This is a genomic window from Sphingobium cyanobacteriorum, assembly GCF_030580935.1.
Lineage (GTDB): Bacteria > Pseudomonadota > Alphaproteobacteria > Sphingomonadales > Sphingomonadaceae > Sphingobium > Sphingobium cyanobacteriorum.
On the sequence record NZ_JAUQOM010000002.1, the window covers coordinates 619,290 to 642,627 of the forward strand.

Below are 23,338 nucleotides of genomic sequence, written 5' to 3' on the forward strand. Positions count from 1 at the left end.
TATATCCCTCCCATGGACAGTGCGACCCAAGCCCCGACCGAAAAACCGCCGTCGCCTTTCTCGATCCCCAGCTTCCGCGCGATCTGGATCGCCAGCCTCGGTTCCAATTTCGGGGGCCTGATCCAGTCGGTCGGCGCGGCCTGGATGATGACATCCCTGTCCGCGTCGCCGCTGCTGATCGCGCTGGTGCCGGCGGCGACGACCCTGCCGATCATGCTGCTCTCGCTCTGGGCGGGCGCGGTGGCGGACAATCTTGACCGGCGCAAGGTGATGATCGCGTGCCAGGCCGCGATGCTGCTGACCTCCGCCGTGCTCGCGGTCACGGCCTGGGGCGGGGGCATGACCCCCTGGCTGCTGCTCGGCTTCACCTTCCTGCTCGGCTGCGCCACCGCGATCAACGGTCCCGCCTGGCAGGCGTCGGTCGGCGACATGGTGCCGCGCGCCGTTCTGCCCAGCGCGGTGGCGATGAATTCGATGGGCTTCAACCTCGCGCGCAGCGTCGGCCCGGCGCTGGGCGGCATCATCGTGGCGACGGCGGGGGCGGCGGCGGCGTTCCTGACCAACGCGCTCAGCTATGTCGCGCTGCTCGTGGTGCTGGCGCGCTGGCGCCCCGAAGTGCCGCCCAAGCTGCTGCCGCGCGAGCGGCTGGGCGTCGCGATGGTGGCGGGGGTGGGCTATGTCGCCGCCTCGCCCAAGATCAAGCTGGTGCTGCTGCGCGCCGGGGCGTTCGGCATCGGCGCGGCCGCCGTGTCGGCGCTGATGCCGCTGGTCGCGCGCGACCTGCTGGGCGGCGGGGCGCTGACCTTCGGCATCATCAGCGGCGGTTTCGGCGTCGGCGCGGTGCTGGGCGCATTGTCCACCCGCCGCCTGCGCGCGCGCTTCCCGATCGAAACGATCGTGCGCTCGGCGGCGCTGGCCCTTGCGCTGGGCACGGCGATCACCGGGGCCAGCGGCTGGCTGGCGCTGTCGATCCTGGGCTATATGCTGGCCGGGGCGGGCTGGGTCATCGCGCTTTCCACCTTCAACGTGTCGGTTCAGATGTCCGCGCCCCGCTGGGTGGTGGCGCGCGCGGTCGCGCTGTACCAGATGATCGCGTTCGGCGGCATGGCCGGGGGCGCCTGGCTGTTCGGCTGGGTGGCGGAGCATCAGGGCGTGGTCATGGGCCTCTACGCCGCCGCAGGGATGCAATGCGTCGCGGCATTGCTGGGTTTCTGGCGGCCGCTGCCCCAGATTGGCGACGACAATCTCGACCCGCGCGGCGACTGGCATGAACCGGACACGATGATCCCGGTCGAGCCGCGCAGCGGGCCGATCGTCATCACCATCGAATATCGCATCCCGCCCGGATCGGTCGTGCCCTTCCTGACCGCGATGAGCGAGCGCCGCCGCATCCGCCGCCGCGACGGCGCCCATGGCTGGCAATTGCTGCGCGACCTGGGCGAACCGGACCTGTGGGTCGAGCGCTATCATGTGTCGACCTGGCTCGATTATGTCCGCCACAACCAGCGGCGCACCGTGGCCGACATTGCCAACAGCGAAGCGATCGCCGCGCTCCATGCCGGCCCGCAGGAGCCGGTCGTCCATCGCCGGCTGGAACGGCAGACCGGATCGCTGCCGATCAGCCGCGCGCCCGACGCCCGCGAAATGGGCGATGCCATGACCGATCCGACCCGGTCGAACTGAATGTTGACGGCGCGGGCAGTTGACGGCGCGGGCACAGGCCGCGCGGCAATCCGATTCAGCCCGGCGTGACCGATCGCCCGCCCAGCAAATCCTCCGGCGTATCGATATCGTGCAATATCGCGCCGCTCGTTTCGATCTGGACCCCATGGCTCAGCAGCGCGCGTGCGCCCTGGTCGCCTTTCAGGGCCAGCAGTTCGGGGAAATGCTTGCGCCCGATGAAGGCGGGCGGGGAGGAAGAAAAGCCGTCGGTGCTGGCGACGACGGAGCGTATGTCCTCGGCCGCCAGGCAGATGCGGTTATAATGGCTGGGCGGAATATTGGGCATGTCGGCCAGGCAGATCAAGATGCCGCGAATCCTGTTGTCGGGCATCACATGGTCGACCGCGCGCACGATGCTGCCCGCAATCCCATCTTCTGGCCGGTCATTGACCAGGATCGTATAGCCGCGCCGGTCCAGCTTGCGATGGATCACCGGCGCGAATGCGATCGGGCGGACCACCGCGACCAGTTCGGCAAAGGCCATGGACGCCACCGTTTCCAGCGTATGCGCGGCCACCGGCTTGCCGCGCAGATCGGCCATCAGCTTGTCCGCCTCGCCAAAGCGTGACGACGTGCCGGCCGCCAGCAAAACCGCAGCGATACGTTCAGTGCGCATGGATAGTCGATTATTTCGTCATTTTTCTGGGCGTCCCTGACGGTCGGTGTGCCACCCTCGTGATGCCGTGTCCAGCGGTCCTGAAAGACACTGGCCATCCGCCATCCCAGTCGCCATATGCGGGGCGGACAAGAGGGAGTGGTTTGTGCATGGCATGTGATCTGGACGCCGAAACCGCCGGCGATGGCAAGACACCTGTTCCGGCCGATGTGAGCGAGGCGATCCGCACGCTGATTCGTTGGGCGGGGGATATCCCGGAACGCGAGGGATTGCTGGAAACGCCGCAACGTGTCGCGCGCGCCTGGCGGGAATATTGCCGCGGCTATGGCGACGATCCGGCCTATCATCTGTCCCGCATCTTCCACGAAGTGGGCGGGTATGACGATGTGGTTCTGCTGAAAGATATTCCGTTCCAGTCGCATTGCGAACATCATATGGCGCCGATCGTGGGCAAGGCGCATATCGCCTATCTGCCCGGCCAATATGTGGTCGGCATTTCCAAGCTGGCCCGCGTGCTGCACGCCTTTGCCAACCGATTGCAGGTGCAGGAACGGCTGACATCGGAAGTCGCCAACTGCATCTGGGAACATCTCAAGCCCCAGGGCGTCGCCGTCATCATCGAAGCGACCCATGGCTGCATGACCGGGCGGGGGGTCCGCACCCCCAATGTGATCATGAAAACCAGCCGGATGCTGGGCATATTCCGCGATGATGAAAAGTCGCGGGAGGAAGTGCTCAAGCTCATCGCTTCATGACCAGCGAAGAGGAACCTGCCTATCGCCCGCTGGGCAAGGCGCGGTCCGAGGCCGCGCCGGTCGGTGCGCCGCTGGCGCCCAAGCGGCTGGCGCTCGTCACCGGCGGGCATCGGCGGCTGGGCGGCATCATCGCCGCCGCGCTGGCGAAGGCGGGCCATTCGCTCGCCATCCATGGCAGCCATGACACGCGGCTCGATTCCCATCTGGCGCTGGCGTTCGAGGATGCGCGGACCGAATGGGAGGGCTTCGTCGTCGACTTTGCCGATCCCGAAGGGGCAGAGGAACTGGTGGCGATGGTCGCGGAGCGATTCGGTCGCCCGCCCGACATATTGATCAACAGCGCCGCCCTGTTCGGGCAGGACAGTCTGGACACGGTGACGGCCGATGACCTGATGCGCCATTATGCGGTGAACTGCGCCGCGCCGGCTTTGCTGACCAAGGCGTTCGCGACCATCCCGGCCGGGGCAGGGGACCGCTGCATCGTCAATATCCTCGACCAGCGGATCGACCATCCCCATGCCGATCAACTGGCCTATACCCTTTCCAAGCTGGCGCTGGCCGGCCTGACGCGCACCAGCGCCACCAGCCTGGCGCCCAGGGTGCGCGTCAACGCCGTCGCGCCGGGCCTGACCATCGCGACGCCCGATTATGACGCGGCGCAGATGGAGCGGCTGGGCGAGATGATGCCGCTCGCGCGGCTGCCCCAGGCGGATGAGATCGCGCAGGCGGTGCTCTATCTGGTCGAAGCGGCCGCCGTGACCGGCCAGACGCTCTATGTCGATGGCGGCGCGCACCTCAAAAGCTATGATCGCGACTTCATGCATTTGTGCCGATAGGGACGGCGCGCATGCGATGGGCATGGGCTGGCGCAGCGCGGGCCATGTCCATAGAGGGAGGGGGAAGGCTTGAAGGGAGATGGCGATGACCTATGAAACGATCCTAGTGGAACAGCGCGACGCGGTAACGCTGATCACGCTCAACCGGCCGCAGGCATTGAATGCGCTCAACAGCCAGGTGCTGGCCGATCTGAGCGCCGCCTTCGGCGCCTATGACCGCGATCCGGGCCAGCGCTGCGCGGTGCTGACGGGCAGCGGTGAAAAGGCGTTCGCTGCCGGGGCCGACATCAAGGAAATGGTGGAAAAGGACGCGGCGGACTTTTTCCTCCAGGATTTCTTTTCCGGCTGGCAGACCGGCGTGGTCGCCACCCGCAAGCCGTGGATCGCGGCGGTGCAGGGCTTTGCCCTGGGTGGCGGGTGCGAACTGGCGATGATGGCGGACTTCATCCTGGCGGGGGACACGGCGAAGTTCGGCCAGCCCGAAATCAAGCTGGGCGTGGCGCCGGGCATGGGCGGGTCGCAACGCCTGACCCGCGCGGTGGGCAAGGCCAAGGCGATGGAGATGTGCCTGACCGGCCGCATGATGGACGCCGCCGAAGCCGAGCGCGCCGGGCTGGTCAGCCGGGTCGTTCCGGCCGCGGAGCTGCTGGATGAAGCGCTCAGGACCGCCGCCACGATCGCCGCGATGCCGCCGATGGCCAGCATGATCAACAAGGAAATGATCAATATCGCGTTCGAAACCGGGCTGGCTCAGGGTCTGCTGACCGAACGCCGCCTGTTCCAGATCCTGACCGCCACCGACGACAAGAAAGAAGGCATGACCGCCTTCGTCGAAAAGCGGCCGGGGGTGTGGAAGGGGCGCTGAGCGCCGCCCCGTCGATCCAGGGCGCAGCATGTTTGCGCGCAGGCGGGGAAGGGACGGCAAAGGGACGCGCGCGCCTGCCCTTGCAGGATTGCAGGATTGCAGGCGTCCCTACTTCCCCTCCAGCATCTCGATCATGCAGGAAAAGTCGCGACCGGCCTCGCCCCGGTTGGCGAGCAGTTGATAGAGCGCTTCGGCGGCGTTGCCCATCGGCACGCTGGCGCCGACCGAAGCGGCCGCTTCGATCGCCAGTTTCAAATCCTTGAGCATCAGGCCGACCGCAAAGCCGCCCTGATAGCCATTGTCGGCGGGCGTTTGCGGGCCGACGCCGGGGACCGGGCAGTAGCTGGTCATCGACCAGCTCTGGCCTGACGACACGCTGCTGATATCGTAGAAGGTCTGCGGGTCGAGGCCGAGCTTCCTGGCCATGGCGAAACTCTCGCAAGTGGCCACCATCGTCGCGCCCAGCAGCATGTTGTTGCAGATCTTGGCGGCCTGCCCGTTCCCCGCGCCGCCGGCATGGATCACCGCCTTGCCCATGGCGGACAGGATCGGCCTGGCCTGCGCGAAGGCCGCGTCCGCGCCGCCGACCATGAAGGTCAGCGTCCCGCCATTGGCCGCCGCGATGCCGCCGGACACGGGCGCGTCGACCATCCCGAACCCTCGTGCCGTCGCCGCTTCGATCACCCGGCGGGCGGTGGCGACATCGATGGTCGAGCAATCCAGGAACAGCGCGCCCGGCTTGGCCGCGCCGAACACTGCGTCAGTATAGACGCTCTCGACATGTTTGCCGGCGGGCAGCATCGTCACCACCGCATCTGCGCCGGTGACGGCCTCGGCGGCGCTCGCCGCGCGCATGGCGCCATGTTCCTCCGCCCTGGCCAGCGCGTCCTCCGACAGGTCGAAGGCGCGCACGGCATAGCCGTTTTTAGCCAGGTTGGCGGCCATCCCGCCGCCCATATTGCCAAGGCCGATGAAGGCGATCGTCTGGGTCATGTCCGGGCTTCCTCTTGCGTTCAGGCGTCTGCGCCGACCGTGGCGGGCAGCGGCGTCCATTGTTTTTCGGCTGGCAGCGGCGCGAAGATCGCGTCGATCATCCTGTCGCTCACCGCGTCCAGCGTGGCCGGATTCCAGGCGGGCGCATTATCCTTGTCGAAAATCACCGCGCGCACGCCCTCGACGAAATCGGGACGGCGGATGACCGCGCAGGCAAGGCCATATTCCATCGCCATATTGGCCGCGAAGTCGGGCTTTGCCGCGCCCTCCACCAACTGGCGCAGGGCGACCTTGATCGTCTGGGGCGATTTGGTGGCGAGCACCGCCAGTTGCCTGTCCGCCCATGCGCCGCCATCGGCGCGCAGCGCCGCGACGATTTCCTCCGCGCGGTCCGATGCGAACAGCCGGTCGATCTCGGCGCGGTGCGCGTCCAGGCTGGACGGGGGCGGGGTTTCCGCATTTTCGTCCAATATCGCGCCCAGCCCGGTCGGGTCGGCCAGAATGCTGGCCTTGACCGCATCCAGCCTGTCCGACGCGATATAATGGGTGGCGATGCCGATCGCGGCGCAATCCGCCCCGTCGATCCGCGCGCCCGTCGCCGCCAGCCAGGCGCCGACCCGGCCGGGCAGGCGCGGCAGATACCAGCCGCCGCCGACATCGGGAAACAGGCCGATGCCGGTTTCGGGCATGGCGAAGGTCGTGCGCTCGGTCGCGACGCGATAGCGGGCGGGGAGCGACAGCCCCACGCCCCCGCCCATGACGATGCCGTCGATGAAGGCGACGACCGGCTTGTCATAGACGAACAGCAGATGGTTCATCCGATATTCGAGGTGGAAGAAGCGCTCCGCCTCGATGCAATCGGCCCTGGCGCTGTTGGCGATCAGGGCGATGTCGCCGCCGGCGCAGAAACCGCGCCCCTCGCTATGGTCGATCATCACCGCGATCACGCTGTCATCGCCGCGCCATGCCAGCAGCGCGTTGTTGATCGCGTCGCACATGTCGGGCGTGAGGGCGTGGATCGCCCTTGGCCGGTTGAGGCGGATGCGGCCGATGCCGTTTTCGATGAATGTCAGGACCTGGTCGGTCATTATCTTCCTATCCTCTCCTCTCCCCTCCCGGCGGAGAGGATTGCTATCAATCCCGCAACATGTCCCGCGCGACGATCATCCGCATGACCTGGTTGGTGCCTTCCAGGATCGAATGGACCCGCAGGTCGCGCCACAGCCGTTCGACCGGATAGTCCATCAGATAGCCATAGCCGCCATGGAGTTGCAGCGCGCGGTCGGCCACCGACGATCCGGTGTCGGTGGCGAAGCGCTTGGCCATGGCGGCGAAGCGGGTCTTGTCGGGCGCATTGTCCGTCACCTTGACCGCGGCGGCATAGAGCAGCGTGCGCGCCGCCTCCAGTTCGGTCTGCATGTCGGCCAGGGTGAATTGGGTGTTCTGGAAATCGGCGATCGCCTGGCCGAACTGCTTGCGATCCCTGGTGTAGCTGACGGCTTCGTCGATGCAGCGCTGCGCGCCGCCCAGCGAGCAGGCGCCGATATTGAGTCGGCCGCCGTCCAGCCCCGTCATCGCGATGCGGAACCCTTCGCCCTCGCTGCCGACCAGATTGTCGACCGGCACCCGCACACCGTCGAAATTGACCTGGCAGGTGGGCTGGCTGTGCCAGCCCAGCTTGCGCTCCTGCGCGCCGAAGCTGACGCCCGCCATGTCCTTTTCGATGACCAGGCAACTGATGCCTTTTGGTCCATCCTCCCCGGTGCGGACCATGACGACATAGATGTCATTTTCGCCGCCGCCCGAAATGAACTGTTTGGAGCCGGTCACGACATAATGGTCGCCATCCCGCACCGCCCGCGTCCTGAGCGCGGCGGCGTCCGACCCGGAGCCTGCCTCTGTCAGGCAGTAGCTGGCCATGCGCGCCATGGGCACCAGGTCGGGAAGATATTTGTCCCTGACCGCCGGCGCGCCGAAGCGGTCGATCATCCAGGCGGCCATATTGTGGATCGAGATGAAGGCGCTGGTCGAGGGACAGCCATAGGCCATCGCTTCCATGATGAGCGCGGCTTCCAGCCGGCCAAGCCCGATGCCCCCCGATTGCTCCGACACATAGATGCCGCCAAAGCCCAGCTCCGCCGCCGCCCGGATCGTGTCGCGCGGGAAAATATGCTTCTCGTCCCATGTCGCCGCATGGGGCGTGATCGCGTCGGCGGTGAAGCGGCGCGCCATGTCCTGAATGGTGCGCTGGTCCTCGGTCAGGTCGAATTGGGTCATGCTTTCCTTCCGCCCCGCCGTTCCGCGCCACGCGGCAGGATCACTTTCCACGCTCTTGTAGCAAGGTCGCGTTATTGCCAGCAATGGCGAAGTTGTGCATGGATATCATGCAAATTTGCAGGATACGCGATGTTCGACTGGGATGACCTGCGCATATTCCTGGCGGTGGCGCGGGCGCGCAAGGTGGCGCCGGCGGCGCGCGCGCTGGGGATCGACGCCACCACCATCGCGCGCCGGCTGGCGCGGCTGGAAAAGGCGCTGGCCGCCGACCTGTTCGAAATGGGCGCGGGGGAGCGGACCCTGACCGCGCAAGGGCAGGCGCTGCTGCGCCACGCAGAGAGCGCGGAAAGCGCGGCGCTGGCGGCGATGGAGGAGGTGCAGGGGCAGGAACATCGGCTGAGCGGGCAGGTGCGGCTGTCGGTGGCGGAGGGGTTCGGCGCCTGGGTGCTGGCGCCGGGCATCGGCGATTTCAACCGCCGCCATCCCGGCATCCGGCTGGACCTCATCACCGCGTCCGGCTTTCTCAACCCCTCCAACCGGGAAGCCGACATGGCGGTGATGCTGACCCGGCCGCAGCGCGGGCGGCTGAGGGTGCGGCGGCTGGGCGACTATCGGCTGCATCTTTATGCCTCGCCTGCCTATCTGGACCGGGTCGGCCGGCCGGACAGACCCGCCGACCTGCGCGATTGCACCCTGGTCGGCTATGTGCCCGAATTCATCTTCTCGCCCGAACTGGACTATCTGGACGAGGTGGAGGCGGGGCTGGAGGCGCATCTGCGGTCGACCAGCATCCTCATCCAGCAACGGATGATCGCACAGGGGGCGGGGATCGGCGTGCTGCCCGATTTCATCGGCCGGCGCGACCCCGGCCTGATGCCGCTGATGACCGACAGGGTGGAGATCGTCCGCAGCTTCTGGCTGGTGATGCAGGACGATATGCGGCGGCTGGCGCGCATCGGTGCGGTCGCCGACTGGATTTACGAAAGGGTCCAGACGCTCGCTGTTTAGCCATATCCTTGAGCAGCCTTTCCGCCATGACGCGAAAGCCGTGCCCGGTTGCGCCTGTCCCATGCCAGGATGGACAAAGACATGCGGCGGCAGTCTTGGCTGATCGCATGTCGCGATAGCCGTTTGGAGTCCGGGGACATGGGTTTGCTTCGCCCTTGCGAGCGCAGCGGGCCGAAGGCGGGTGAAGCCGCACCCGCAAGGCGCCAGGACGGTGCAGGACGTCGCGATGGATGAGGGCGATCCGCTATATCGTGAGCGCCTGGGTGACTGGCGCGTTCTTTACGTCGTGCGGTCCAATCCTGACGAGGTGTTGATCCCCGATATTGACCATTGCAAGGACATGTCCCGTATGCCGAATGCAAAGGCAGAGACGGCCGACGGAATGCAGATGAAGGAAGCCGACTTCGACGCCATCATGCATTTTACCGCTTGTGAAGTGAGTGACTTGCTCAGCGACATTTCAAATTTGCGATTGCCGTGCCAGAAGCCGGTCACGAATATGCTTGAATAACAGGGTCTCACGATTTGTCATTTTGCCCGGACCGCGGCAGCCGACATATACATTGTTGCTCGACGCATTGCCCAAGTGGAATTCCTCGGCATCGAGAACCTGCACCAATTTCCCTGAATCAATGGTGTCTTTCACGACATGATCATTCACCATGATCAGCCCAAGTCCGGCCTGCTGCATTTCGTCCGTGACATCGACATGCCCGCGCACAACGATATGATTTGGCGAGCGCGGTATCCGCACCAGATTGTCTCGCAGCCTTGTTTTCGCGGCGGACCGGGGCGCTCGTTCGCGATGGAACCAGGGAATCGGCCCAGCGCCGTTGTCGATAAAAATTTGCGTGTGGCGCGCTAGCTCTTGCACTGTTTGCGGCGTACCCATGCGCGCCAGATAAGCGGGCGATGCAACGATTATCGAGCGCATTTTTATGACTTCATGATATTCGAAAGTCGAGCTTTCAGGCAGGCTGCTCCGCACGACGATATCGACTGTGTCATTGTCGTTCAGATCGTAGGCAAAGCGAATATCCAGGTTGATTGCCGGATATAATATAAGGAAATCGGCCAGGATCGGTACAAGCCATTGTGATCCGAAGCAGGTATAGGCGGCAAGGCGGATCGTGCCGTTTGGCTTCAATGGTATTTCCGATGCGAACGCCAGAGTATGGTCGAGTTCCTCGACTTGCCCCCGCAACATTTCAAAAAGCCGGGTGCCCTCATCCGTCAGGCGCACTTCCCGTGTCAATCGATAGAAAAGACTGAAACCCAGCCGTCGTTCGAACTGAGAGATGCTCTGGCTGATCGCGCCGGGCGTGACGCCCAACTGTGATGCAGCCTTGCGGAAGCTCAGTTCGCGGGCGGCATAGACAAAGGGGACTAGGTGGTTCCAGTTCCGCACGGACGAAAAGATGGATCAGTGATACTGATCTGTCAAATGTAAATATTCAGCCTCCCGCGCCCAGTTTGCACGCGCTACCACAAGAGGACGGAGAGGAAACCTGCAACAGCAGGATCATGGAAAACAGCCGACAACTGCCCGCATGCAAATGATCGGGACGAAAAGGCGTCGGTGCCATGCGGCCTTGCATCGTGGCAATTCCTCCCGTGACGGACGCAAAGTTCGCATGACGTTGACCGGGGAGGAACCAGATGAACACCGTATATAGGCAAGCCGTTGGCGTTTCATTGCTCAGCATCGCGATCGCCGGACTACCGCACCATGCCGTCGCGCAGGACAATTTGCGACCAGGCGAAGCGCAAGCGAATAGCGCTGCACGGGCGCAGAACGGGTTCGATGACATTATCGTCACCGCCCGCAAGGTGGGCGAAGCGTCACAGTCTCTCCCGATCACGATTTCCGCATTCAATGCCGAACAGATCAGGGAAAAGGTGATCCTTGACGTGCGTGACTTGCAGACGGTGACGCCAGGCCTTACGATTTCCAATAATCAGACCGGCGGCACGCCCGTCTTTGCCATCCGTGGCACGACGACCGAACTGGGCATTGACGGCGGCGTCGCGCTCTATCTCAACGATGTGCCGCTTATGAATGCCATCGGTCTGTCCACGCAGTTTTACGACATTTCCACCGTCGAAGTGCTCAAGGGACCGCAAGGCACGCAATTTGGCACCAACACAACCGGCGGCACCCTGACCGTGCGCACCAACCTGCCGTCCCCGGCTTTCGAGGGATATGTCAAAGCCGGCTACGGCAATTATAGCCGCAAGGAACTGGAGGGAATGATCAATCTCCCGGTCAATGACGTGTTGGGTTTTCGCTTTGCAGGCAACTGGATCAAGCGTGACGGCTATGTGAGAAACCCCATCGCTGCTGGCGGCGCTCCTGATCGTTTTGCAAACGAAAACCGCTACTCCTTGCGCGGGACGATGCAACTGGGTTCCGGGCCGGTAGATAGCGTGCTGATCGTAGACTATTTCAACCGGGACGAAGCGCCTTCCGGCACAATTCCGACGGATTTCGGACCCGCCGCCGGGTCCGGGATCAATCCCGGAGACCTTGGCGAGCGGATCGGGAACCGCAAGACGATCTATGTCGGCGCCGACGCCTCCGGCGTGCAGCGGGAATATTACGGCAAGGCGAAGCTGTTTGGCATCGAGCATCGACTCAACATTGACCTGACTGACACGCTCAAGCTGCGCAACGTGCTTGGCTGGCGCAAGGATATGCTGGGCTTTTCGGAGGATACGTCCGGCCTCACGCTCACACAGGTGAATATCTATAAAGATGTCGAGGCTTCACAGTGGATCGATGACATAACATTGATGTATTCGGCCATGGACGATCGCTGGCGCACGAGTGTAGGCGGCTTTTTCCTGTCGAGCGACAAGCGCGAGGGCATCAACGCCAATGTCGGACAGAGCCTGTTTCTGTCGGGCGCCTTTGGATTTTCGCTGCCGCTCGTCATCGACATTCATAATTTCGAGTGGAAAAAATTCAGTTCGAGCGCGGTGTATGCCAATAGCGAGTTGGAAGTGACCCCGACCCTGAGCGTGGGTGGCGGATTTCGTTACAACTGGGACAAGATTTCGTCCCGCGTTTCCGCGTCGCAAGCGGTCGGCGTACTGCCCACATTCGGCGCCAACTATTTCCCCGACGCGCAGACGCCCTGTGCCACGGCCGCGTTGATTTTCTATCAGGCCAGGGATTTCGCGGCCTGCACTGGCCAGCGATCGCGCAGGTTCCGGGCACCGAGCTGGAACCTGTCGGTGACCAACAAATTTGGCGCGCATGTGCTGGGCTATGCAAAGATCAGCCATGGCTATCTGTCAGGCGGCAGCAACTTCACCATCCGCGAAGTGCCGTTTTTCGAGCCGGAAACGACGACGATGATGGAGGCCGGGCTCAAGGCCGACTGGTTCCTGGCCGGGCGGCCGTTGCGTACCAATGTGGCGGTCTATCGCGGCAAGACCAAGGACAAGCAGGTTTTCGTCAACGCGAACTATGACGACCAGTTTGCGGGCTATGGCGTGATCAACGCAGCACGGCAATCGGTCTGGGGCGTTGACCTGGAACTGCGCTACTCGCCGTTTCAAGGGCTGACGCTGGACGCCAGCTACAATTTCATAAAGTCGAAGTTTGACGAGTTCATCATCCCCGGCCTGGGCGGGAACGCCGACGGCCAAACGGGCGTCACGCTGGTCCAGCCGACCGACCTGAGTGGTGCGACGCCCGCCCAAACCCCCAAGCATCAGTTCAACGTCGCGGCCAGCTACGAATGGCCGGTTGCATCCACGATCGGCCAAATCACGACTACGGTGTCGGGATATCACACCAGCAAAATCACCCAAACCAATGTCTTTGGCGACTATAATGCCAGCTTCGGCAAGCGCTTCAACGAAATTGCGGGTTATTTTACGGCCAATGCTTCGTTGAACTGGGACAATGTCATGAATGGCCCGATCAATATTCAATTGTGGGCACGCAACCTGTTCGACAAGGAATATATCACCTCGCGCAATGTGCAATTTCAGGCTTGGGGTTATTCCACGGCCACATTTGGCGCCCCCCGCACCTATGGCGTCAGTGCCAATTACCGCTTCTGACCGCACGGTGAGCCGCAGCGCCATCAGGCGGTGCGGCATAGCCGCCTTCCCATTTACTGGAGTCAGCCATGATTGACGATGAAACCGCGACAGAAAAGCAAGCTATGGCCGACGAATGCCCAACCCTCGCCTATAAGGCGGGCATGGCCGGATGGGACGGACCATTGACCGCAGGCACATTGATCCCCCGTGCCGAGACCCTGACCGGCCTGTCCGACTGGGGTGGATCGAAATGGGAAGAGGATCGGTTTCGGCACGATTTTGCGCTGTTGTGCGACGGGATCGAGGACAGTGGTGCAGTCTCGGCGATCGGGCGGCATCGCTCCTATGCGCGATTGATGACACTTCTTGTTTCGCGACTGCGCTATCTCGACGCACGCAAATCTACGCCAAATGTTGACGAACAACGCATCCTGGCGCCGTTGATCGGCACCGGCATGCCGCGCGCAGGCACCACGTTCCTGCATGGTGTGATCGCGCAAGATCCCGACATGCGTGTCGCCCGCGCGTTTGAAGCGGTTATCCCCGTGCCGCTCCGGGGCGATGGCGGCGACCAGCGTGCCGAGATTTACGAGGCGTTGATTGCCTACCAAGGCATGACCGATCCCAAGATGCGTGCCATCCATCCATTTGGCGCAGATCTGCCGGAAGAATGTCTTTTCATGCAGGAGGGCGCCTGCACCGGATTTTTCGGCGGATTCTGGCATGTGCCGGCCTTCATGGACGCCGTGGCCGACAAGACCGCCGCTGCCTACCAATGGCAGATCGGCGTCATGCAATATCTGCAGGCGGATGGCGAAGCGCGGCGTTGGGCGCTCAAGACGCCCGCCCATATCATGGCGTGGAATGACATGCGGCTCGCCTTCCCCGACGCGCTGATTTACGTAAATCACCGCGACCCGGCCAGGGTCGTGCCGTCCATGGCGAGCCTGATGGCTGCACTGCGCGGGCTGTTTTCCGACCAGCCGACGGATCTTGCCGCCATAGGGCGGGAGCAACTGGCGATATGGGCGCAGGCGATGAAAGATTATGCCGCCTGGCGCCGCAGCGCGAGCGCGAACATCCAGGTGGTGGACATCAACTTTACCGATCTCGTCGCCGATCCCCTGGCTGTCGTCACTCAGCTTTACGACCGCTTTGGCCTGCACCTGACCGATATCGCGCGTGACCGGATGGAGCGGCACCTGGCCATCGACAGTCATGGCAAGGGGCCGCAACGCCAATATTCGCTGCAAGAATTCGGCATGGACGACACAGATATAGAGGCGGCGTTCGGCGACTATATCGAGCAATTCGGCATCACGCGCGAGCGCGGTCCCCGCGCATGACCCAAGGCAAGAGCGAAAGGCATATCGTGTCAAATCCGATCTTCACCCCGGCCCAGTTGGCCGCGGAGGCCGACGTGCGCGCCATGCGCGCCGATCCACGCGGCGAACCCGTGCGCGCCCAGATCGCCAAATATTTCGAAATTGGCTATGGTTCGCGCCTGCCCGACGAAATGCGTCCCATGCTTGGTGAACTGGCCGATGAGTTCCTGACCAACTGGTTTTTCAAGGCAGCGGCTTCGGATAGTCAGCACCCACGACTGGTCCGCAACTTCATGCCGGCCCATGACTGGCACGGAACCAGCGTTCCGGGCGCGCGTACCGGCGGGGACAATCCAGACAATTGCTACCGCCTGGCCGGCATCGAACATGGGACACGGTATCGTCTGAGCGGGCGGACAATCGGGCGACGCCCGGCCAATATCTCCTTCGCGCTGGCCAATAACTTCGGCACTTCACAAACGGTTGCGCTGCTTGAAGATCACGACCTGCTATGGGAGGAGGATGGCAGCTTCGTCATCGAGATCGACGATCGCCCGAAAGCGGGACGAACAAACCATCTTCAGACCAGTCCCGGCAATAAATTTCTCTTTGTTCGCGACTCGATGATGGATTGGGCCAGTGAAACGCCGCTCGATTTGACTATCGAGCGGATGGGCGAGGCGAAGGCCCCGCCGATCGACCGCGACGACATGTTCGCGCGGGCGATCCATCACGCCCTGCGTGACGTGTTCCAATATTTCTGGTTTCAGAACATGGTGAGCAGCATCGTGCTCAACGAAATCCTGCCCGCTCGCTCCCTGGCGAGCACCGGGGTTGGCCTGTCGACCCAAGGCACGAGCAGCGGGCATTTCCGGCTCGACGCGGACGACGCTTTCATCCTGACATGGGATCCTGCCGGTGCTGGCTATGCTGCGGTCGAACTGACCGATTGGCTTTATCGCTCCCTGGATTATCAGCATATCCAGTCAAGCCAAACGGCGGCGCAGTCGCATGTCGACAATGACGGCTTCATTCGCACGGTGATTGCGCGGCGCGATCCGGGTGTGTGGAACTGGCTCGATACGGGGGGATATGCAAATGTCCTGATGATCCTCCGCTGGCAGGCGATGCAGTCCGGCGGTCGACCAATCTTCGCGTCCTTGCACAGGACGACAATCGATGGCCTACGTGGCGAGCTGCCCCCGGAAACACGCTGGGTGAACGAACAGGAGCGTGCCGCGCAACTGGCCGGCCGCGTGTCCGCTTATCAGCGGCGCATTATGTAAATCCGCCGTCTCGTCGGTTCGATACAGGATAGGGGAAAGCATCATGGCACGTTACAAATTGGTGGCCTTCAGCAACGCGATCGAAGGCCGGGATGATGATTATAACCGCTGGTACGACCAGCGACATCTGCCTGACCTGGTTGCCATCCCGGATATCGTTTCGGGTGAACGCTTCGTCTGCGTGTCAGGCACCGAGCATCGCTACATGGCGATTTACGAGGTGGAAACCGATGATATCGAGGGAGTCATGGCCGAGCTTTCCCGACGGGCCGGAACCGACCTGATGCCCATTTCGGACGCACTGGACCATGGGAGTGCGCGTTTGGCGTTCTGGAAGGCCCTTTAGAGTCGGATGACTTGAGGTTAAGCGACCGGCAGGAGTTGGGCGCTTGATCCTGTCGCCGTGCCCCGCCTGTTCTTGGCAAGGGCACGGCAACATCGACCGCTTGCGATCAGGCGGCTTGGCCCTTCGCCTGACCGAACGAGCCGGTTACGACCTTCTGCCCGTCGCGCAGGCAGTCGAGATGGTCGGACCAGTGCTGCATCTTTGATCGCAGCGACGCTGAGCGCCATGATGGCCTCCGTTTCGAGGAGGGCCGCGCTGCCATCAGACATAGCATCAACTTGCTGGTATCCGGTGGTTCCAGATCACTCTGCGGGACAGCTATACCATGAAAAACCGCAGAAATTCGCCATTCCCGGCATTTCTGATACTCTTTGTGAGAGTATTTTGGTGACCCCTACGGGAATCGAACCCGTGTTTCAGCCGTGAGAGGGCCGCGTCCTAACCGCTAGACGAAGGGGCCATGTGCCGTATCGGCGGCTGGCAGGCGGTGGGCTTTAACAGGCGGGCCCAGTGCGTCAAGCGATTGTCCGCCTGAATGCCATAAAAAACCACCCCATGCAGAGCATGGGGTGGCCAAGGTTCAGGGAGGAGACGCCTTCCAAAGGGGGAAGGCGCCCATACGACACACCCGAAAGGGGGGCAGGTGCATCGCATGATTGATAGATAGGGCAGGTCGCATCGCCTTACAAGGGGAGATGCGATGCCCTTTCCATCAATTTTTCAAACCCTTTCGGGTTCATTTTGCATTCAGGCGCCAGCCGCCTCGGTCACGGCTTCCGGGGCCGGCTCGGTCGCGGCGGGGAGGGCGATCGGTCCCTTGCCCTGGCCGATCTGCGCCTCGAAAATGTCGCGCATCAACTGGAGCGAGAAGAGATGCGCGTAGATCAGCGGCAGCATGCCGTTCTGGTTGATCTTGCGCAGTTGGTCGCCGCGCAGGTCGCGCAGCTTTTCTTCATTGATCATGCGGAAGCCGCGATAGACGAAGGGCTGCTCGGCGATCGGCGTCTGGATCGACACTTCCCCGTCCATCAGCAGGTCCATTTCGCGCAGGTCACGCACGAACTGGCCGGTCCGTGCCGCCGCCTGCTCGAAATCCTCGCAGAATTTCAGCACGCCCTGGGTCAGGTCGCTGGGCTTGCCATCCTCGAACAGGGCCTGGCCTTCATCGAACGCGCCGATGGCGGGGCTGGTGGGGTCGAAGCAGAGCGAGAGTTCCTCGCTGTCGGGACGCAGCTTGGCCAGCATCCAGGGATAGCGGCGGACATAGGCCGGGACATAGGCGGGGCCGCGCAGCTTGCCTTCATCATCGACGAAGATGTTCACGCCTTCATTGAGGCCCATCAGCAGCAGCGGCACCGAATCGTCGCCGGACGAAAAGATGATCGGGGCGAAACGCTGGGCCGACACGAATTCGTCGATGGTCAGCGGGACCGCATGCTGGGTCGTCAGGAACGGGGCCGATTCGACCTGGCGCACCTTATAGTCGACATGGTCGACGCTGCTGAGCGGCAGCAGGTCATTGTAGAAGATCGGCAGGGTGTTGGCGGGCGCGCTGGCCATATCCGGGTCCACTCTTGAAAATGCGCCGGCTTTTTACCTGCCGACGCTGGCTGAATATTGGTGCATGGCGATACTGGCCTTGCCCGCGCTAGGCAATCGCTTTGTCGGCGATGCGCGCTCAGATTTCGTCCGGCAAGGGGATCAGCTTGCCGGGGTTGAACAGGCCGCGCGGATCGAACGCCGCCTTGATCGCGCACAGGGCGGCGATCCGCGCCGGGCTGGCCAGACGCCCCAGTTCCGCCCGCTTCATCTGGCCGATGCCATGTTCGGCCGAGATCGATCCGCCCGCCGCGACCACGGCGTCATGGACGAAGGCGTTGATCGCCTGCCCCTCCGCAGCGATCCAGGCCGGGCCGTCGCTGGTGCCCTTGGGCGCGCGGACATGGAAATGGACATTGCCGTCGCCCAGATGGCCGAAGGACGACGCCGTGGTGCCGGGAAAGCGCGCCTGCGCCGCCGCCGCCGCCTCGATCATGAAGGCGGGCATCTTCGCCACCGGCACGCTGATGTCATATTGCAGCGCCGGCCCCTGTGCCCGTTCGGATTCGGACAGCGATTCGCGGATGCGCCAGAAGGCGTCGGCCTGCGCCTCATTGGTCGCGATCGCGGCGTCGATCGCGATGCCGCGTTCGAACGCCTCTGCCAGCGCGCCTTCCAGCCGTTCGGCGGGGGATGGGTCGGACAGGTCGGCATGGTCGATCTCGACCAGCACATGCCAGGGCGTGCGCGTCTCGATCGGCGCGCGCGTGCCGGGGATATGGCCCAGGACGAAGCCCAATGTTTCGTCGGCCAGCACCTCGAACCCTTCGACGCTGTCGCCCAGCATGGTTTCCGTCAGCCGCAGCAGCGCCAGCGCGTCAGCCGGGGTCTGTACCCCGACCCAGCCGACCGCGCGCGCGGCGATGGCGGGCACCAGCCGCAACGCCGCCGCCGTGACGACACCCAGCGTCCCTTCCGCCCCGATCAGCAACTGCTTGATGTCGTAACCGCGATTGTCCTTCTTGAGCGCATCCAGCCCGTCGAAGATGCTGCCGTCGGGCAGCACCGCCTCGATCCCTTCCACCAGCGCGCGCATCGTGCCGTGGCGCAGCACCTGCGTACCCCCGGCATTGGTCGATACCAGGCCCCCGATCGTCGCGGACCCCTTGGCCCCCAGGCTCAGCGGGAAACGCCGCCCGGCGTCCTCCGCCGCATCATGCAGGACGCTCAGGATCACGCCCGCCTCGCACACCGCCAGATTGTCGTCCGCGCGCAGGCTGCGTATGCGGTTCATCCGCCGCAGCGACAGGATCAGCGCGGAGCCGTCCGCCGGCGGCGTCGCGCCGCCCACCATCGACGTATTGCCCCCCTGCGGCACCAGCGCGATGTCCAGGTCGGCGGCCAGCGCCACGGTCGCTGCGACCTCCTGCGTGGAGGCGGGCGACAGGATCGCGGCGGCCGCGCCATGATAACGGTCACGCCAGTCGCTGGTCCAGGGGCGGACATCGTCCGGGTCGGTCGTCACCCCCTTAGGGCCGAGCAGGGCAATGAAGCGGTCGATATGCTGCTGTTCAATCATGGGACGATGCTATGCCCCGGAATTCATCGACGGTTCAACCATCTGACGATAGCGTGTCGATTCCAGAAGGGGTCCGCATTGTTTCCATCCGTCCTGCTGCTGCTGATCGCGCCCGGCGCCGAGCCTGTGCAAATGGCGCAGTTGACGATTCAGCAGCGCATCATCATTCGCGTGCCCATGGCCAAAAAGGGCAGGGCGCCTGCGCGCGCAACGCCTGAAGCGCGGCAGGCATGGGATGAGAAGAAGGGGCCGCGCTGTGTCGCCCTGCGTTCGATTCGCGGGGCCAGCATCGTCGTTGCCAATGGCGTCGACCTGATCCTGGCCGACAATCACCGTTATCGCGCCCGTCTGGAAAAAGGGTGCGATTCCGATGGTTTCTATTCCGGCTTCTATGTCGAACCGGATGATGACGGATCGCTCTGTTCGGGCCGGGACGAATTGCAGGCGCGCAGTGGCCTGAGTTGCGCGATCGACAGTTTCCGTCGCCTGATCCCGGTCGAGGATGAGGATTGATCGGCATGCATGCGCCGCCAGTCATGCGAATTTCTTGACAAGCGGCCAATATTTCCGCAATGCGCGGCCGATTTCCGTCTTGCGGACGCGCAAGACGGCTTCCTCCTGTCCGGACATTTGAATGACTTTTGCCGATCTCGGCCTTTCCGACGAATTGCTCAGGGCCGTAACCGAATCCGGTTACGACACGCCGACGCCGATCCAGGCGCAGGCGATCCCGTCTGTCCTGATGATGCGCGACATCATCGGCATTGCCCAGACGGGGACGGGCAAGACCGCCAGCTTCGTGCTGCCGATGATCGACATCCTGGCCCATGGCCGCGCCCGCGCGCTGATGCCGCGCAGCCTGATCCTGGAGCCGACCCGCGAACTGGCCGCCCAGGTGGCGGAGAATTTCGAGAAATACGGCAAATATCACAAGCTCAACATGGCGCTGCTGATCGGCGGCGTGCAGATGGGCGATCAGCTCAAGGCCCTGGAAAAGGGCGTGGACGTGCTGATCGCGACGCCCGGCCGCCTGATGGACCTGTTCCAGCGCGGCAAGATCCTGCTCAACGGCTGTTCGATGCTGGTCATCGACGAAGCCGACCGGATGCTCGACATGGGCTTCATCCCGGATATCGAGGAAATCTGCACCAAGCTGCCGACGCAGCGCCAGACCCTGCTCTTTTCTGCGACCATGCCGCCGGTCATCAAGAAGCTGGCGGACAAATTCCTGTCCAATCCCAAGTCGATCGAGGTGGCGCGCCCCGCGACCGCCTCCACCAACATCGCCCAGCATCTGGTCAAGGTCGATTCGCGCAAGAAGCGCGATGCCCTGTGCGACATGCTGCGGGTGGCCGACGTGACCAGCGCCGTCATCTTCTGCAACCGCAAGACGACCGTGCGCGATCTCAACAAGGCGCTGCAACGGCAGGGCTTCAAGTCGGGCGAGATTCATGGCGACATCGATCAGTCGTCGCGCATCGCCGAACTGGAGCGCTTCCGCGACGGCACCGTCAATATCCTGGTTGCGTCCGATGTGGCTGCGCGCGGGCTGGACATCAAGGGCGTCAGCCATGTGTTCAACTTCGACGCGCCCTGGCACCCGGACGATTATGTCCATCGCATCGGTCGCACTGGCCGCGCCGGGGCAACCGGCGTCGCCTTCACCTTCGTCACTGAATCCGATGCCGAGGCGATCGACAATATCCAGAAGCTGATCGGCACCAAGATTCCCTATGCGCCGTTGCCGGGCGGATCGACCCGCGATGCCGATGCGCCGCAGGATGAACCGCGCCCTGAAAAGCGGGCCGAGGCCCGGCCTGAAAGCCGTGACCGCAAGCCCGCCCGCCGCGAAGCCCCCGCGCGTGAGGAACGGCCCGGCGAGGAGCGCCAGACCGAAGCCCGCCCGGCCGATCGCGCCCGCGAGGAGCGCCCGCGTCAGGATCGCCCCCGCGACGACCGGCCCCGCGCGGCCCCGCCACCCCGCCGCCGCGATCCCGTGGATGAAGGCCCGGATGATGGCTGGAACGGCCCGGTTCCCCACTTCCTGTCGGTCGGTTTTGGTGAGTAATAACATACGCTAAAGCATCGTAGAGTATATTGAGGCATCGCAAATGAAGATGCTTGGCTCCCAATTTGAACTTGCCTCAAACTTATGAAAACGGGTGTGTCAGCGCCCGTTTTTTTTTAATATCGCCGACGGCATTAATTCTGTCATGGATTATGAAGTGCCCATTATTTTGTTAAACAAACATGGATTGCAGAGCATGAAGGTAGATCATCTGTGACATTGATTGCACATTTGAAGGATAACATGTTTGCTATATTCGTTTGTGATGCTTTAATCACCACTGATGCGGTAGTTCATCATGATGCATCTCTACCAGTTCATCCTCGCCCGAACGAGTTTGATAGAGTTTATGATGTTGTTCCTAATGTATTGGGCATGGCTAGAAAAATATTTCCATTAACTGACAAAATATTTTTTGGATGGGCTGGAGATTACGATAAATTTTATAGAAGCGTTCGAAAATTTTATGATTTATCTGAAAACGGAATTCATAGTTCAGAAAAAATAATTAGCTGGATAGATCAATGTGATTTTCCTGACGATGGATGTTCTTGGTTTTTTGCATTTATTTGTTCGGAAGGAAATGGAATAATAAGTAAAAACTTTGAAATTGATATGACTTATAATAAAATAGGTTATTTTTCTGGAAGTGGAAAAAATGAATTTAAGAATTTAATTTCAAATTTTGATGAAGATAATGTTGTGGTGGCTGCGTTAAAGGCTGTAGCCTTAACATTGCTTCAACAGTCTCGTGACGGGTGGGGGTTGGACAAACAGTTTGGAGGTGCATTTGATATTGTATCATTTGAGCGGGATGGCCCAAAAGAGCTAGACAGGGTATTATATGTCTTTAAATCCTGCTTCTCAGATTCTGAGAAAGCAAAGTATATCGAAAATATAACTGAGAAAGATGGTGTATACTTTAGAATTAATTTTCAGAATTATATATATCACAGGGAAGGAAATTTTTATGTCGTGACTTGGTCGTGTGAACAAAATAGATACAATTATTGTATAAATAATATATTTATAAAATCTGAATTTGAATTTTATCCGCCAGATAGGCCGGTACAGTTGGTTGTCGAAGTTATAACGAATGAAGAAAATGGGGAAACTTTTATTCATTTTCCAGATGAAAATAAATACAAGGTGATTTTTAATGGGGATGAAATAGAAAGAATAACAGAAGATGAAATTGAAGATTCTATTTTTCAATTAATTAAAGAATCTTTCTGTTGATTGTGATTATTCTTCTACAACAATCCCTTTGCCCGCAAGCTCACATGCCCCTGCGCGCCGATGATGATATGATCATGCACGGCGATGCCCAGCCGCTTGCCCGCATCGATGATCTGTCGTGTCACCTCTATGTCCTGACGGCTGGGTTCGGGTGATCCGCTGGGATGATTGTGGACCAGGATCAGCGCGGCCGACCCGAAATCGATCGCGCGCTTTATGACTTCCCGCACATAGATGGCGGCCTGATCGATCGATCCGTCGCCCATATGATCGTCGCGGATCAGCATGTTGCGGCTGTTGAGATGCAGCACCCGCACCCGTTCCACCCCTAGAAACGCCATGTCCGCGCGCAGATAGTCGAGCAGCGCCTGCCAGCTTGCCAGCACCGGCCGCGCCTCCACCGCGTTGCGCAGCATCCGCAGCGTCGTCGCCTGGACGATCTTGATCGCGGCGACGCTGGTGTCGCCCATGCCGGGCACGCGGGCGATCGCCTGCCAGTCCGCGCTCATCAGCCCGCCGATCCCGCCGAAGGTGCGCAGCAGTTCCTTGGCCAGCGGCTTGGTGTCGCGGCGGGGGATGGCCAGCGCCAGCAGATATTCGATCAGTTCATGATCGTGCAGCGCCTCGCCGCCCGCCTCGCACAGTTTCTGCCGCAGCCGGGCGCGATGGCCCGCGCCGTCCTGCGTGCTTTTCGCATCCCCTTCGGCCAAAATCGCTCCCCCGGTGGCAGTCGGGCGACGCTATGCGTTGCGGAATCGCGGGGCAAGGATATTTAAGGGAGGACAGACGTTATGGTCCCGTTACGGACCATCAGCGTCTCAGCAATCC

At 62.1% G+C, this 23,338-nt stretch carries 21 protein-coding genes and 1 tRNA gene; 13 read left to right on the top strand and 9 right to left on the bottom strand.

Annotated elements, in window-relative coordinates; all coding sequences use genetic code 11:
- Nucleotides 1-12 precede the first annotated feature (12 nt).
- Nucleotides 13-1,683, top strand: a complete 1,671-nt coding sequence (locus Q4610_RS08010; RefSeq protein WP_304535448.1) for an MFS transporter — start codon at nucleotides 13-15, stop codon at nucleotides 1,681-1,683.
- Nucleotides 1,684-1,738: 55 nt separating this feature from the next.
- Here the strand turns inward: Q4610_RS08010 and Q4610_RS08015 are convergent, their stop codons facing one another.
- Entirely contained in the window at nucleotides 1,739-2,338 is a 600-nt protein-coding gene (locus Q4610_RS08015) for a nucleotidyltransferase family protein (RefSeq protein ID WP_304535449.1), read from the bottom strand.
- Nucleotides 2,339-2,487: 149 nt separating this feature from the next.
- Between Q4610_RS08015 and folE the strand changes: the two genes are divergently transcribed.
- From folE to Q4610_RS08030, 3 genes are all read left to right on the top strand, one after another.
- Nucleotides 2,488-3,093, top strand: coding sequence for a GTP cyclohydrolase I FolE (folE, locus tag Q4610_RS08020; protein ID WP_304535450.1), 606 nt, complete (start codon nucleotides 2,488-2,490; stop codon nucleotides 3,091-3,093).
- Nucleotides 3,090-3,929, top strand: a complete 840-nt coding sequence (locus tag Q4610_RS08025) for an SDR family oxidoreductase (RefSeq protein WP_304535451.1) — start codon at nucleotides 3,090-3,092, stop codon at nucleotides 3,927-3,929. Before folE ends, Q4610_RS08025 begins: the two co-directional genes overlap by 4 nt.
- A gap of 85 nt (nucleotides 3,930-4,014) precedes the next feature.
- On the top strand, nucleotides 4,015-4,794 hold the full coding sequence (locus tag Q4610_RS08030; RefSeq protein WP_304535452.1) for an enoyl-CoA hydratase-related protein: 780 nt from the start codon (nucleotides 4,015-4,017) through the stop codon (nucleotides 4,792-4,794).
- A gap of 108 nt (nucleotides 4,795-4,902) precedes the next feature.
- Here the strand turns inward: Q4610_RS08030 and mmsB are convergent, their stop codons facing one another.
- From mmsB to Q4610_RS08045, 3 genes are read right to left on the bottom strand one after another with little or no spacing between them, the layout of a single operon-like run.
- Nucleotides 4,903-5,847, bottom strand: coding sequence for a 3-hydroxyisobutyrate dehydrogenase (gene mmsB / locus Q4610_RS08035; protein ID WP_304535453.1), 945 nt, complete (start codon nucleotides 5,845-5,847; stop codon nucleotides 4,903-4,905).
- Complete coding sequence (locus Q4610_RS08040) at nucleotides 5,808-6,875, bottom strand: enoyl-CoA hydratase/isomerase family protein (protein WP_304535454.1); 1,068 nt, start codon at nucleotides 6,873-6,875, stop codon at nucleotides 5,808-5,810. The genes mmsB and Q4610_RS08040 overlap by 40 nt, the downstream gene beginning before the upstream one ends.
- 46 nt (nucleotides 6,876-6,921) lie before the next feature.
- Complete coding sequence (locus Q4610_RS08045) at nucleotides 6,922-8,064, bottom strand: acyl-CoA dehydrogenase family protein (RefSeq protein ID WP_304535455.1); 1,143 nt, start codon at nucleotides 8,062-8,064, stop codon at nucleotides 6,922-6,924.
- A gap of 129 nt (nucleotides 8,065-8,193) precedes the next feature.
- Between Q4610_RS08045 and Q4610_RS08050 the strand changes: the two genes are divergently transcribed.
- Together Q4610_RS08050 and Q4610_RS08055 are read left to right on the top strand one after the other, a co-directional pair.
- Complete coding sequence (locus Q4610_RS08050; RefSeq protein WP_304535456.1) at nucleotides 8,194-9,072, top strand: LysR family transcriptional regulator; 879 nt, start codon at nucleotides 8,194-8,196, stop codon at nucleotides 9,070-9,072.
- A 211-nt stretch (nucleotides 9,073-9,283) separates the two neighbouring features.
- Nucleotides 9,284-9,583 carry a type II toxin-antitoxin system RelE family toxin gene (locus Q4610_RS08055; RefSeq protein ID WP_304535457.1) on the top strand — a complete coding sequence of 100 codons (300 nt, stop codon included), beginning with the start codon at nucleotides 9,284-9,286 and terminating at the stop codon, nucleotides 9,581-9,583.
- On the opposite strand, the gene Q4610_RS08060 is transcribed toward Q4610_RS08055, so the two are convergent.
- A complete protein-coding gene (locus Q4610_RS08060) occupies nucleotides 9,533-10,480 on the bottom strand; it encodes a LysR family transcriptional regulator (RefSeq protein ID WP_304535458.1) in 948 nt (315 codons plus the stop codon). The two genes, Q4610_RS08055 and Q4610_RS08060, sit on opposite strands and share 51 nt — an antisense overlap.
- 251 nt (nucleotides 10,481-10,731) lie before the next feature.
- Here Q4610_RS08060 and Q4610_RS08065 point away from each other — a divergent pair, with 251 nt between their 5' ends.
- From Q4610_RS08065 to Q4610_RS08080, 4 genes are all read left to right on the top strand, one after another.
- Complete coding sequence (locus tag Q4610_RS08065; RefSeq protein WP_304535459.1) at nucleotides 10,732-13,146, top strand: TonB-dependent receptor; 2,415 nt, start codon at nucleotides 10,732-10,734, stop codon at nucleotides 13,144-13,146.
- A gap of 68 nt (nucleotides 13,147-13,214) precedes the next feature.
- Complete coding sequence (locus Q4610_RS08070; protein ID WP_304535460.1) at nucleotides 13,215-14,474, top strand: sulfotransferase family protein; 1,260 nt, start codon at nucleotides 13,215-13,217, stop codon at nucleotides 14,472-14,474.
- A 26-nt stretch (nucleotides 14,475-14,500) separates the two neighbouring features.
- Nucleotides 14,501-15,739, top strand: a complete 1,239-nt coding sequence (locus Q4610_RS08075; protein WP_304535461.1) for a hypothetical protein — start codon at nucleotides 14,501-14,503, stop codon at nucleotides 15,737-15,739.
- A 43-nt stretch (nucleotides 15,740-15,782) separates the two neighbouring features.
- Nucleotides 15,783-16,085, top strand: coding sequence for a hypothetical protein (locus Q4610_RS08080; RefSeq protein WP_304535462.1), 303 nt, complete (start codon nucleotides 15,783-15,785; stop codon nucleotides 16,083-16,085).
- Between the two features lie 385 nt (nucleotides 16,086-16,470).
- Here Q4610_RS08080 and Q4610_RS08085 read toward each other — a convergent pair.
- The 3 genes from Q4610_RS08085 to Q4610_RS08095 all read right to left on the bottom strand — a co-directional run bounded on the left by Q4610_RS08085 (nucleotide 16,471) and on the right by Q4610_RS08095 (nucleotide 19,203).
- Nucleotides 16,471-16,545, bottom strand: a tRNA-Glu gene (locus Q4610_RS08085).
- Nucleotides 16,546-16,832: 287 nt separating this feature from the next.
- A complete protein-coding gene (locus tag Q4610_RS08090) occupies nucleotides 16,833-17,645 on the bottom strand; it encodes a SapC family protein (protein ID WP_304535463.1) in 813 nt (270 codons plus the stop codon).
- 118 nt (nucleotides 17,646-17,763) lie between these two features.
- A complete protein-coding gene (locus Q4610_RS08095) occupies nucleotides 17,764-19,203 on the bottom strand; it encodes an FAD-binding oxidoreductase (RefSeq protein WP_304535464.1) in 1,440 nt (479 codons plus the stop codon).
- A gap of 78 nt (nucleotides 19,204-19,281) precedes the next feature.
- On the opposite strand from Q4610_RS08095, the gene Q4610_RS08100 reads away from it, so the two are divergent.
- The 3 genes from Q4610_RS08100 to Q4610_RS08110 all read left to right on the top strand — a co-directional run bounded on the left by Q4610_RS08100 (nucleotide 19,282) and on the right by Q4610_RS08110 (nucleotide 22,510).
- Complete coding sequence (locus Q4610_RS08100; RefSeq protein ID WP_304535465.1) at nucleotides 19,282-19,716, top strand: hypothetical protein; 435 nt, start codon at nucleotides 19,282-19,284, stop codon at nucleotides 19,714-19,716.
- Nucleotides 19,717-19,837: 121 nt separating this feature from the next.
- The gene (locus Q4610_RS08105) at nucleotides 19,838-21,271 is read left to right on the top strand and encodes a DEAD/DEAH box helicase (RefSeq protein ID WP_304535466.1); all 1,434 of its coding nucleotides are present in this window, start codon (nucleotides 19,838-19,840) and stop codon (nucleotides 21,269-21,271) included.
- A gap of 213 nt (nucleotides 21,272-21,484) precedes the next feature.
- On the top strand, nucleotides 21,485-22,510 hold the full coding sequence (locus Q4610_RS08110; protein WP_304535467.1) for a hypothetical protein: 1,026 nt from the start codon (nucleotides 21,485-21,487) through the stop codon (nucleotides 22,508-22,510).
- Between the two features lie 14 nt (nucleotides 22,511-22,524).
- Here the strand turns inward: Q4610_RS08110 and radC are convergent, their stop codons facing one another.
- Nucleotides 22,525-23,220, bottom strand: a complete 696-nt coding sequence (gene radC, locus Q4610_RS08115; RefSeq protein WP_304535468.1) for a RadC family protein — start codon at nucleotides 23,218-23,220, stop codon at nucleotides 22,525-22,527.
- Nucleotides 23,221-23,338 lie beyond the last annotated feature (118 nt).